Origin of the sequence: Prosthecobacter sp. SYSU 5D2 (assembly GCF_039655865.1) — a bacterium.
GTDB lineage: Bacteria > Verrucomicrobiota > Verrucomicrobiia > Verrucomicrobiales > Verrucomicrobiaceae > Prosthecobacter.
In genome coordinates this window covers 176408-188074 of sequence record NZ_JBBYXL010000005.1, presented here as the reverse complement: position 1 = coordinate 188074, position 11667 = coordinate 176408, and the positions used below count along the sequence as shown (strand labels likewise).

12 protein-coding genes are annotated in these 11667 nt (G+C 56.0%); 9 read left to right on the top strand and 3 right to left on the bottom strand.

The genetic code is table 11. From position 1 onward, the window contains the following. Positions 1 to 6 precede the first annotated feature (6 nt). Positions 7 to 702 (top strand): hypothetical protein, encoded by a 696-nt coding sequence (locus WJU23_RS10055; protein WP_346332427.1) that lies wholly within the window; start codon positions 7 to 9, stop codon positions 700 to 702. Positions 703 to 735: 33 nt separating this feature from the next. Here the strand turns inward: WJU23_RS10055 and WJU23_RS10050 are convergent, their stop codons facing one another. Both WJU23_RS10050 and secG read right to left on the bottom strand, forming a co-directional pair. Next, complete coding sequence (locus WJU23_RS10050; RefSeq protein WP_346332426.1) at positions 736 to 1596, bottom strand: M23 family metallopeptidase; 861 nt, start codon at positions 1594 to 1596, stop codon at positions 736 to 738. Between the two features lie 29 nt (positions 1597 to 1625). Then, positions 1626 to 2294 carry a preprotein translocase subunit SecG gene (gene secG / locus WJU23_RS10045; protein ID WP_346332425.1) on the bottom strand — a complete coding sequence of 223 codons (669 nt, stop codon included), beginning with the start codon at positions 2292 to 2294 and terminating at the stop codon, positions 1626 to 1628. 435 nt (positions 2295 to 2729) lie between these two features. Between secG and WJU23_RS10040 the strand changes: the two genes are divergently transcribed. The 5 genes from WJU23_RS10040 (at position 2730) to WJU23_RS10020 (ending at position 9247) form a co-directional block, all read left to right on the top strand. Next, positions 2730 to 3812, top strand: coding sequence for a ribonucleotide-diphosphate reductase subunit beta (locus WJU23_RS10040; protein WP_346332424.1), 1083 nt, complete (start codon positions 2730 to 2732; stop codon positions 3810 to 3812). Between the two features lie 118 nt (positions 3813 to 3930). Further along, a complete protein-coding gene (locus tag WJU23_RS10035; protein WP_346332423.1) occupies positions 3931 to 7230 on the top strand; it encodes a ribonucleoside-diphosphate reductase subunit alpha in 3300 nt (1099 codons plus the stop codon). A gap of 19 nt (positions 7231 to 7249) precedes the next feature. Next, entirely contained in the window at positions 7250 to 7798 is a 549-nt protein-coding gene (locus tag WJU23_RS10030) for a hypothetical protein (RefSeq protein ID WP_346332422.1), read from the top strand. A 123-nt stretch (positions 7799 to 7921) separates the two neighbouring features. Next, entirely contained in the window at positions 7922 to 8887 is a 966-nt protein-coding gene (locus WJU23_RS10025; RefSeq protein ID WP_346332421.1) for a hypothetical protein, read from the top strand. A 96-nt stretch (positions 8888 to 8983) separates the two neighbouring features. After that, positions 8984 to 9247: a hypothetical protein gene (locus WJU23_RS10020; RefSeq protein ID WP_346332420.1), complete on the top strand. Its 264-nt coding sequence runs from the start codon at positions 8984 to 8986 to the stop codon at positions 9245 to 9247. A 247-nt stretch (positions 9248 to 9494) separates the two neighbouring features. On the opposite strand, the gene WJU23_RS10015 is transcribed toward WJU23_RS10020, so the two are convergent. Continuing rightward, positions 9495 to 10214 carry a hypothetical protein gene (locus tag WJU23_RS10015; protein ID WP_346332419.1) on the bottom strand — a complete coding sequence of 240 codons (720 nt, stop codon included), beginning with the start codon at positions 10212 to 10214 and terminating at the stop codon, positions 9495 to 9497. Between the two features lie 530 nt (positions 10215 to 10744). Here WJU23_RS10015 and WJU23_RS10010 point away from each other — a divergent pair. From WJU23_RS10010 to WJU23_RS10000, 3 genes are all read left to right on the top strand, one after another. Continuing rightward, complete coding sequence (locus tag WJU23_RS10010; RefSeq protein ID WP_346332418.1) at positions 10745 to 10966, top strand: hypothetical protein; 222 nt, start codon at positions 10745 to 10747, stop codon at positions 10964 to 10966. 78 nt (positions 10967 to 11044) lie between these two features. Beyond that, positions 11045 to 11284 (top strand): addiction module protein, encoded by a 240-nt coding sequence (locus tag WJU23_RS10005; RefSeq protein ID WP_346332417.1) that lies wholly within the window; start codon positions 11045 to 11047, stop codon positions 11282 to 11284. Then, positions 11281 to 11574, top strand: a complete 294-nt coding sequence (locus WJU23_RS10000) for a type II toxin-antitoxin system RelE/ParE family toxin (RefSeq protein WP_346332416.1) — start codon at positions 11281 to 11283, stop codon at positions 11572 to 11574. The genes WJU23_RS10005 and WJU23_RS10000 overlap by 4 nt, the downstream gene beginning before the upstream one ends. Positions 11575 to 11667 lie beyond the last annotated feature (93 nt).

Genomic DNA, 11667 nt, shown 5'->3' with positions numbered 1-11667 from the left:
CTGCCTATGCCGCTTCGGGACACCTTGCTCAACCTCGCCATCACTGCTGTGCTGGTGCTGATCGTCGTGCTAGGCGGCATCTTGCTAAAGGAAAGCCGCCCTGCGCCCCCTGCAGCCGTGCCTGTGAAGCTGGCGGGCGTGCCGGGAGAAACCCTGCCGGATGAAGGTGGCCGTCCCCGCCCGGTGGAAGAAAAGTTTCTCAGCTTCCCGCGTGCCACCCTGGTGGAAAGCCGCGCCAATGAGGCGGATACGCTGCGCATCCGCCTCGGCAATGAAGAGCACATCTTTGTCCTCTACTTTGTGGATGCGCTGGAGGCCAGCATGAACCACCCCCAGCGGGTGGCGGACCAGGCGCGTTACTTTGGCCGCACCAATGAGCGGGTCATCACCTCCACCGGGGTGGAGGCCGCCGCATTCGTCGCCGAGCTCCTGAAGACCCGGCCCTTTGAGGTGCTCACCCGCTGGGAGCGCGTGCCGAATACCCTGCGTTATTATGCCCTCATCCGTTTTGTCAGGGAGGACGGGCAGCGCGTTTATCTCATGGACCTGCTGTTGCGCAAAGGCTACGCCCGGCTGGACGGGGTGGAAACCTCCCTCCCAGGGGATAACAGGGATCTGCCCACTTACCTGGCGGAGCTGATGTCCCTGAGCCGCAAAGCCCGCGAGGAAAAGCAAGGCGTGTGGGCCAAGGTGGCTCCTTGAGGCCACAGTTGATCGCTTCAGGAGCGGTTAACGTTAGGGAGGTGTGTCCACGCCTTCAGTCATCTTGCCCTGCTTCAGCCGCGTGCGCAGTTTGGACCAGAAGTCCTCATCATCGGCAGACGGACCACTTTCCGGCAGATTGGGTCTTGTCGTCGGCAGGGTGGGCACACGGACAGTAATGTCCCCGCCGCTTCCAGCATCGGCGGCGGACCGCCCATACGGAGAAAACAGTCCCAGCGGAATCGGATACTTTTGAAAGCTGGTGGCCAGCACCCGGTGTTTGTTGATGAAATCCGTGGGGCTGTAGTAATTGCTGTTGTCCCGGGCAAACTGGCTGCGGTTCATGCCGATGCGCAGGTTTTTGCGCATTTCAAAGTGCAGATGCACCAGATACATGCCGTTGTTCCCGCCCATGGTACCCACAAGCTGACCCTTCTCCACCGTCTGGCCCACCTTCGCCATCCGCTGGTGAAGATGCGCATACAGGCTGTCCACCATGGCGATCTTCCCCGTCGCATCCCGATAGGCGTGGCGGATGAGGATGCAGTTGCCCCAGCCCACGCCGACATTTTCGGAAATCACCACCACACCCCTTGCGGTTGAATAAATGGGGTCTCCCAGGTCGCTGTCCCCTCCGCCTTTGCCATTCCAGTCCTCGCCCAGATGGCCGTTAGGCCAGTAGCCGCGGGATTTGTAGTAGCTGTCCGCGTTTGGTTTCCCCACGGGGAAATCAAACCCGTCAGCAAGCTGGCATCGGACATAGCCTGCCGCTTGCAGCTGCCCGCACAGAACCACCATGGCCAGTGCCGCCAGCCATCCGGCAAACCATGAACCACGGTTTGTGGAAATAGCGGCGAAGATTAAGCCGCCACTGTTCATGGGGCGATCAAACACGGTTGGTAGCTCGGGGATAACGAGCCAGGTTAGGGTTGAGGGGCGGCAGGAGTTGCCGGGGCCGGGGCAGCAGGGGCTGGCTCGGCAGGTGTTGGGGAAGGGGCAGGGGAAACAGGTGCTGGGGCAGGGGAAACAGGTGCTGGGGCAGGGGTCTCGGCGGACGGTTCCTTCATCGCTGGTGCGGGAGCCGGTGCGGGAGCGGCCGGTGCGGCATCCGCAGGTTTCTCTTCCTTGGCGGCTTCAAGCAGCGGTTTGGCCGGAGCGCTCGGCTCCACTGCCTTGGCTTCAGCGGGATCTTTCTTCGCTGCCTCTGCAGGCGTCACTTCCTTGGCAGCCTCGTCAGCAGGTTTTGCATCTGGCACCACGGCGGCAGGTTCAGAAGTCACGGCTGGGGCAGCTTCAGCAGGCGCAGCAGCCGGGGGCGGCGCATCAAACAGGCGCGTTCCGCTTTTCTGGGACTGCTTGCGGGAGACCAGCATGGCCAGGCTCAGCGTCAGGATGAAAAGGGCCACGGCCAGATACACCGTGAACTTCTGCAGCACATTCGTCGTCTGCGCTCCGGCGATTTGGGACATCATCCCGTCACCAAACGAGGCTCCAAGGCCCTCCTGCCGCGGGCGCTGCATGAGAACGATGAGAATGAGGAGGAGGCACACAAGAACCTCGACCACTGTCAGAATGCCAATCAAAATGTCCATAAGGGGCGGCGAATATGGGGGATGACGCTTATTTGGCAAGCGGCTTCTCTCACTCCCCGTTCGGCGGACGCTTCTGCGCCTTCTTTTTTTACGGACCGAAGTGACGAAAAAGTCATTTTTAGCTCTTCGCGTCCGAGTTATTCACAATCCGTTGGTTTTGAAGGAAATCTATCACAGTTGAGAATTTTCACGCATTTGCGTGCCAATTCCGCCATTTTAACGCAGAAAAAATTATATTCCTGTGGAACGCTTGCCGCTGCGTTGTGAAACATTTGGAACGCGTCTCGATGGCAAAAAATTCTCGCCCTACACAAGATGTAGTGCATACTCGACCCCGGCCCGCGCTATATCTAGTATAACGTCTCCCGCCCCTTTTTCGGTCGTATCCCTCTCCCTTCAACCCTTCCGCACTTCTCAACCCTATTCTGCTTAAACATGGATAAAATCTATAAAATCGGTTCCCGCGAGTTCAAACTGGACCAGGACAAGGCCGAAGAGGCCTTCGCCGCCAAAAAAGTCATCAATGGCCGCCAGACCATGACTTTTAACCTTCTGCCCCTTAAATATCAGTGGGCATACGATCTTTATCGCATCATGAAGGCCAACCATTGGGAGCCTGAGGACATCCAGATGCAGAAAGACGTGGAGCAGTGGCGTTCCCATGATGTCTCCCAGAATGAGCGCTGGATCATCATGATGGGCATCGGTTACTTCAGCGCAGCGGAAGGCATCGTCGGTGACAATGTCCAGCACGTCGTCCGCGAGCTCGTCACCGCCCCGGAGCTGAAGCTCGTCCTGGGCCGTCATGCCCACGAGGAAAACATCCACGCGGATTCCCTCCTCTATATGATCTCCAGCCTGGGCATCAATCCCCATGAGTGCGAGGCCATGTTCGAGCAGATCCCCACGATCGTGAAGAAAAACGAGTTCGTGACGAAGCATTCCAACAATCTCCGCCGCGACCTGGACCTCACCAAGCTGGAGAACAAGCAGCTCCTGGCCAAAAACATCTTCGTCTTCGGCCAGTGCATGGAGGGCACCCAGTTCTACGGCCTCTTCGGCATGATCCTCAGCCTCTACCGGCAGAACAAGTTCCCCGGCATCGGCCAGATGTTCCGCTATACCCTGCGGGATGAATCCAACCACATCGAAGTCTTCCGCAACCTGTTCATGGACCTCATTGAGGAAAACCCGGACATCTGGACCGCTGAGTTCCGCCAGGACCTCGTCGAGACCATGCGCGAGGCCGTCTCCCTGGAAAAAGAATTCATCCGCGACTGCCTCCCCGTGAACGCCGTCGGCCTCAGCGCCGCCGAGTTTGAGCTTTACACGGACTTCATCGCCGACCGCCGCCTCGCCGGCTGCGGCCTCCCGGCTCTGAACCCCGGCGTCACCAATCCTCTCCCCTGGCTGGCGGAGATGATGGACGTCCGCAAGGAGCAGAACTTCTTCGAAGGCAAGGTCACGGATTACCAGAAGTCCTCCGCCCTCGCCGCCTGCTCCGACGACGATCTGTAAGCCTCTCCCGTTTTCCACACCCGCTGAACGGAAAGCCTCCGCTGGAATCCTCCAGTGCAGGGTTTCCATCCGCTCCATTGCCTCGCTTCCGTTAATTAATTCCACTCCCGCTCCCGCCATGATCAAGAACCTGCTCCACGAAGACAAGGAACTCAAAAGGGTTGCCCACACCCCCAAAGACCAAAAGCCGCGCTTCGAATGGAGTGCGTGGACCGCCGGTATCGCCGATTCCACCGCCGCCTCCGCCATCAAGGTCCACGTCGGCGGCGACGAGCGCGATTTCGACATGGGTGAGATCGCCGATACCGTTGGCTCCGCCTTGGCGGATCTCTTCATGGCCCGCCAAAAGGAGAGCGACATCTACAACGAGAAGAACCAGCAGCTCGTCCAGACCATCTCCCGCGCCGTGGCCGATGAGCTTCAGCAGCGCACCTCCCAGATCTCCGGCAGCGGCGATGCCACCGGCATCCTCAGCGGCAAGGACATCTACCATTGCATCGAGCGCGCCCTCGTCCGCCACAATGCCCACGACGTCGCCCGCAGTCTTGCCGAGCGCCGCAAACGTACGGAATACGATAGCCTTGCCGATAACAACCTGCCGCAGCCCCTCATCGTGAGCACCAAAGTCATCCGCCGCAGCGGCCAGCTCGTCCCTTGGAACCATAACAAGATCGAGATCGCCGTGCGCAAAGCCTTCCTCTCCATGGAGATGGATTCATCCCCTGCCGTCCAGGTGGCCGAATCCGTCAGCCGCTTTGTGGCCGAGGAAAACAAGCAGTTCATGCACATCGAGGACGTGCAGAACATCGTCGAGGAAGAGCTCATGAAACAGGGCTTCTTCAAAGTCGCCCGCGCCTACATCCAGTACCGTGCCCTCCGCTCCAAAATGCGCGAGCTGGATGATGAAGTCGCCGAGACCCTCAGCCAGGCCGACCACGACCAGCAGGCCCTCATCGTCGTCCGCTCCAGCCCTACCGAGACCTTCTTCTGGGACGGTCAGGACCTCAAAAAGCGCATCGATTTCGCCATGCTCGGTCTGGACCTCTGCCTCACCCGCAACGAGATCGAGATGGAGCTCCGCCGCTCGCTGAATTCCGACATCACGCTGGAGCACCTGAAGCAGACCGTCATCCTCAATGCCAAGACCCTGATGCAAAAGGACGCGGACTTTGCCAAGTTCGCCGCCCGCATCCGCCTCAGCTACATTTATGAGGAAGTCCTCGGCTGGGACATCGTCAAAGACGGCATTGAGGCCCTTCGCGACTTCCATCGCCGCGCCTTCCGCCGCAACCTCGCCCGTGGCGTGGAGATTGATCGCATCAGCCCCCGCCTGCTTGAGTACGACCTCGACAAACTCGCCGAGGCCCTGGAGCCCACCGCCGATCTCGACTTCGACTTCCTCGGCATCCAGACCCTCTACGACCGTTATTTGATCGTGGACAAGAAGATCAAGCCCAGCAAGCGGCTGGAGGCACCTCAGCTCTTCTGGATGCGCGTCGCCATGGGCCTCTGCATTCAGGAAAAGGAAAACCCCGAGGATAAAATCATCGCCCTGTACAAGTTGTACAAAGGCCGCCGTTTCTGCTCCAGCACGCCTACCCTCTTTAATAGCGGCACCCTGCACAGCCAGCTCAGCTCCTGCTACCTCTACAAAGTGGATGACAGCATCGAGTCCATCATGATCCGAGGCATCGCGGAAAACGCCTTCCTGTCCAAATGGGCCGGCGGCCTCGGCGGCTCCTGGACCAGCGTGCGCGGCACCGGCGGTTACATCAAAGGCACCAATGGTGAAAGCCAGGGCGTCATTCCCTTCCTCAAGCTCCACAATGACCAGCTCATCGCCGTCAACCAGGGCGGCAAACGTCGCGGCTCCGGCTGCGCCTACCTGGAAGTGTGGCATAACGACATTGAGGACTTCCTCCAGCTCCGCGTGAACACCGGCGACGAACGCCGCCGCACCCACGACCTCAACACCGCCAACTGGATTCCCGATCTCTTCATGAAGCGCATGGAGTCCCGCGGCACCTGGACCCTCTTCCGCGCCAACGAAGTCTCAGACCTCCACGAGCTCTACGGCTCCGCCTTCGAAAAACGCTACACCGAATACGAAGCCCTCGCCAAGGCCGGCAAAATCTTCGGCCGCGAGGTCGAGGCGCTGGACCTCTGGAAAAAGATGCTCAAGTCCATCTTCGAGACCGGCCACCCCTGGATCACCTTCAAGGATCCTTGCAACGTCCGCAGCCCGCAGGACCACGTCGGCGTCATCCACAGCAGCAACCTCTGCACCGAGATCACGCTGAACACCAGCGCCGATGAAACCGCCGTCTGCAACCTCGGCTCCGTCCTCATTGACAACCACCTGGACGATGCCGGCAACATTGACCACACCAAGCTGCGCGAGACCATCCGCACCGCCGTGCGCATGCTGGATAACGTCATTGACATCAACTTCTACCCCACCGAGGCCGCCCGCCTGTCCAACACCCGCCACCGCCCCATCGGCCTCGGCGTCATGGGCCTGCAGTACGCCCTCTACCGGAAAGGCATCGCCTTCGCCTCCAAAGAAGCCGTCGAGTTCAATGACGAATTCATGGAAGCCGTCGCCTATTACGCCTATGAGGCCAGCAGTGATGTCGCCGCCGAAAAAGGCACCTACTCCACCTACAAAGGCAGCAAGTGGGACCGCGGCCTCCTCCCCCAGGACACCGTGGACCTCCTCGCCCAGGAGCGCGGTTTGGAAATTGATGTGCCCCGTGGCGGCAAGATGGACTGGAGCGCCCTGCGCGCCAAGATCGCCAAGCACGGCATGCGTAACAGCAACGTCCTCGCCATCGCCCCCACGGCCACGATTTCCAACATCATGGGCTCCAGCCCCTGCATCGAGCCCCTCATGAGCAACATGCTCGTGAAGTCCAACCTCTCCGGCGACTTCATGCTCCTGAACCCCTACCTCATCCGCGACCTCAAAAAACGCGGCCTCTGGACCCCCGACATCCAGAACAAGCTGAAGTACATGGACGGCGAGATCGAAGGCATTGAAGAGATCCCCGTGGACCTCAAGCGCCGCTACGCCACCGCCTTCAGCATTGACTGGAGCTGGCTCATTGATTCCGCTGCCCGCCGCCAGAAGTGGATCGACCAGTCCCAATCTGTGAACCTCTTCTGTGGCGAAAGCGACATGCGCACCCTCTCCCACATGTATCGCGGTGCCTGGCGCAAAGGCCTCAAAACCACCTACTACCTCCGCACCCGCTCCGCCTCCAACATCGAAAAAGCCGATGTCGAAGTGAAAAAGGAAATGCGCGGCATCGTCGGCCAGGATTCAACGGCTAAAGCCGCCTCCTACACCGAAGAGCAGATCCAGGCTTGTTCCCTCGAAGCCATGCGCAACGGCGGGACTTGTGAGGCTTGTCAGTAACCTTATTCTCTGCTTTGGGATGCACTCTGAGCCACCAGTATTTGATAAAAACACGTCTCTGTCTTTTTTGAACAGTGCCGAATGTTTTTATAACTGTGCTTTGCTGTTCAAGGCCACCGACGACCATCGAGAGCTACTAAAGTATATTCCAGATTACAAAGGGGTTTGTCGCCCTGCTGTCTACGCGAATGCCTGTCGGGCAATTGAATTATCGTTGAAGGGTTACTTGCGAGCCGCAGGCAAGACTATTGAAGATATCCGAAAGAAGCACGGAGGAAGATACGGCCATGATCTTGCTCGCCTGCACGAAGCTTGTATAACAGAAGGTTTGCCATCATTGACATCAGACAAAAACCTGGAGCAGTTTAATGTGCTGAGCGAACATTATAGCGGAAAAGATTTTGATTACCCTGATGTTCAACTCAATCAAGGTGCACCTTCTATTGGTATCGCCTTAGACTTCGCAAAACGAGCCATCGAAGCCGTCCGGACTTTCTGCCGTAAAAATGATGACAAACATTTCAACACAAAAACGGCTAGCGGTGGATTTAAAAGAAAAAGCAAGTGAAGGAAATGGGCTAACTTCCACGTTCAACCCAGGATTTAAATAATTTCTTTCGCAGAAGGAAACTACATTAGCGACTCTATGATATATGGGCAATGAGCGCCTTCTGTGGGTGCGGGTCAATGTATGAATACTCTATCTTATAGCGCCTACGAAAAAGATGCCAAAAGAGGAATTGCGGCAGCGCAATTCAATTTAGGGTTATGTTTCGCAACAGGCGATGGAGTAGTACAAAACGAAACAGAAGCAGTAAAGTGGTATCATCGTGCAGCAGACCAAAACCTCGCTGAAGCGCAATATTTTTTAGGAGAATGCTATCATGAAGGCATGGGGGTCTCATTGGATGTAGCGGAGGCATTTTGGTGGTATCGAAAGGCGGCCGAGCAGGGGCATCCTGCTGCTCAGAACAACCTAGCAACCTATTATCGCGACGGCTTAATTGGACCTAAAAATTCAATTCAAGCGATCAACTGGTATCGAAAAGCCGCTGAATCGGGCGAGGCGATTGCACAATTTAATTTGGGAAGTTGTTACGCAAATGGAGAGGGCGTTGAGCAGAATGACTTTGAGGCGTTTAAATGGTATCAAAAAGCAGCAGAACAGGGGGATCCTACTGCACAATTTAACGTTGGCATTTCTTATCAAAATGGAGAGGGCGTTGAAAAAAATATTCTGCACGCTATCGCCTGGTTTCGCAAAGCTGCGGAGAATGGAGACATTACTGCCCAACACAAACTTGGCTATTGCTACAACAAGGGGGAGGGTGTTCCTCGGGACCCTATAGAATCTCTTCGCTGGTATCGGGAGGCGGCTAAACAGAATGATCAAATTGCCCAATTTATTGTGGGCCTAAATTGTTATATCGGAACATTGGGTGAACCTGATTATATTGAAGCGGTTTTTTGGTATCGCAAAGCCGCTGAACAGGGTAATGCTTCTGCCCAATATTATCTTGGCGGGTGCTATGGGAAGGGTGAAGGAGTTGCCAAAGATCTAAATTTAGCAGCTAACTGGGTTAAGTTAGCTGCGGATCAGGGTCATCCCGAAGCGATTAGGTCGTATGAAAACTACTGTCAGGGAAAATGGAAATAAACTGGGAAAACGGGGTCAGGCGACATGAAGCCTGATAAATCAAGGGTTCCAGCGGTATTTCCTGGGTAAAAGGGCGTTTGTTATATTGGCGGTGTCATGAGCACTCCAATCCACACATCGCCACCCGCCATCAGCACCGATGTCGCCACCTTCATCGGCATTGACTACCACAAAAAATACAGCGTCTGGCACGCCGTTGATGCGGCTGGAACCGACCTCGGCAAAGGCCGCATCGAACATCATTCACCCCACGACTTCGCCACGCTGGTGAAGCGCTGGCCCAACCCTCGCGTCGTCTTTGAAGCCTCCATGAATTATCCTTCGTTCCTCAGGCTCTGCGGCATGGCTGCGCCTGCATAATGCCGCTCTCGCGGCAGGGCAGTGGCACTGGCTCTACGAGGTCCTGGAGCAGTCCATGTCATCGCAACAACTCATTCTGGCCAATCCATTTCAAGACCCGCATCACCTCCGAAGCCTAGCTTGAGGAAGTTCAACGGCGTATTGCTGATGATAGTGCGGGTCGAACCGCTCGCATGCACGCCCCGGAAGCCTGAACCACGTGCGCAGGGCTGTTCTTGGAAGCGCGTGTCCTGAAAAATAGACCAAATTACTCTTTTGGTTTGATTAATGTGTAACCTGATGGCGCGGCTGGCAATTCCATAGTTGTAACGGCAGGCGCTACAGCTATCGCTTCTTTGATGGCGTCTAAAAATGTTAAGCCCTGAGGGCCTGCCTTTAGGTATAATTCCCGATAATAATGGTTTAACCATGGAGAGTTTGTTTTATTGACTCGATACGTGACAATTCCGTTCGAGCACTTCCAAGTTCCTTCTTCGGTAAATTCTAAGTATGTTTGATTCTCTGGCCATAAAACTCTCATTTTAAGGGAGTAAGTAAAGTCAGCTGATAAGTGTGCCACATTCTCCAATTGATGTGTTTTATAGGTCACTGAGTATTTGGTCGTGCCCACCAAATCTGTCGAGGAAGGGTGCGGGCCTTTAGGTATCTTGATGTACCTTAGCTCCCGCTTATCATCGCCTTGATCTAATATTAATAAGTTGTCCGTCAAACGCATCTTGAAAATCTTAGCCTCATTCACAAATGAGCGTTGCTCAATCATCAATCGTTCTTCCGAATACAGTTTGAATGAGCCTGCCACTCCGGTGTCCTTGTTGTGCAGAATACAATTGCCGTCGGGTAAGAATTCAATGGCATCGTATGCGTCGTCATGAAACGGCTTCACTGATAAAACAAACTTACCCTCTAATTCTGCTGCATCTAGAGTATGCAAGTTTAATAACAAAGACAAAATGAAAATGGCACGCATGTAGTTAAATAATAATCAGATTTTTTTGTTCATGGTGAGATCTAAATATTTTATAGACTCACCATTTTTCGTTACAAGAAATAAATTGTCAGCCAGGAAAACGGAGTCAGGCGACATGAAGCCTGATAAATCAAGGGTTCCAGCGGTATTTCCTGGGTAAAAGGGCGTTTGTTATAGTGGCGGTGTCATGAGCACTCCAATCCGCACATCGTCACCCGCCATCAGCACCGAGAAAAAGAAAAAAGATGCCAAGAAAAAAGTAGAAAAAAGATGCCAGGCAAAATGTAAAAAGATCCGGCTAAATTACTGACAACCAACGGCTTCCAGAGACGCCTCACACAACTTTCTTGTGCGCGAATCCTCGTCAGTCCTCCCAGCCCCAAAGGGGCGAGACAACCAAGCCCAGGGCATCGCCCTGGGGTACCCAGGCAACCCAACCCACACTCAAAGAGCCCTGTCAGGGCGAGACACCCCGGCCCGCGTGAACCCCAGACTTGCCACCTCCTTCCAGAGTCGTTACAATTCCCAGCATGTCCGCCGCCGCCCTCCGCCAAGCTTTTTTCCAGTTGCCTGAGTCCGAGCAGGCCACCCTCCTGGATGACCTGATTGTCAGCTCCTGCGATGCCACCTGGGAGGCACGTCTGGCGCCGGAGATGGGAGGCCGCATTGATGCAGTCGAGCGCGGCGAAATGAACCTCCACGAGGCCAAAGACGTACTGGGGATCATGCGTGGCCGTCTGCATCCAGAATAAGACTAGCCGTTGCAAAATCACCCTCCTGGAGCATCTTATTTGGACAAGCCCAGCCACCTACAACCGCTGCCTTTTATCATGCCCTCCGCACTCACCATGGATTCCCTGCTGACCGAAGCCATGACCTGGCCTCTGGAAGACCGCCTGGAAGCGGCGGAGCGTCTAGTGGCCAGTGTGCCTGGTGACGCCGCGATTGAAGAGGCGCAGCTTGTGGAGGTTCACCGGCGCATCGCCAGGGATCGCTCCGGCGAAACGGTCCGCGTGTCCGGTCCAGAAGCTCTGAAGCAAGTGCGCAGGGCCGTCCTCGGCGGCTCATGAATTGGGACTTCAATGAGGCCGCCCTGCTGGAGTACCAGGAAGCGGCAGAATGGTATCGAGACCGCAGCCTTCAGGCCGCTGAGCGCTTCATCACCGAAGTGGAGTCAGCCATCCAGGCCATTTGCAACGACCCCAAACGCTATCAGCCTGTGGGAGACGGAGTCCGGGTATTCCGGCTGAAACGTTTCCCCTTCCGCATCTACTACCTGCCGGGACAGGATATCCTCACCATCTATGCGGTCATGCACGAGCGCCGCAGGCCGGACTACTGGCTCGGCAGGCTGAAATGAAAGCGGGATTGCATCCTCGCTCACTGGCCCTGGAACAGCAGTCATCTCCAAGGCCATAGTGGGTCCTTCTGCTCCTCATACCACGCCACGGCT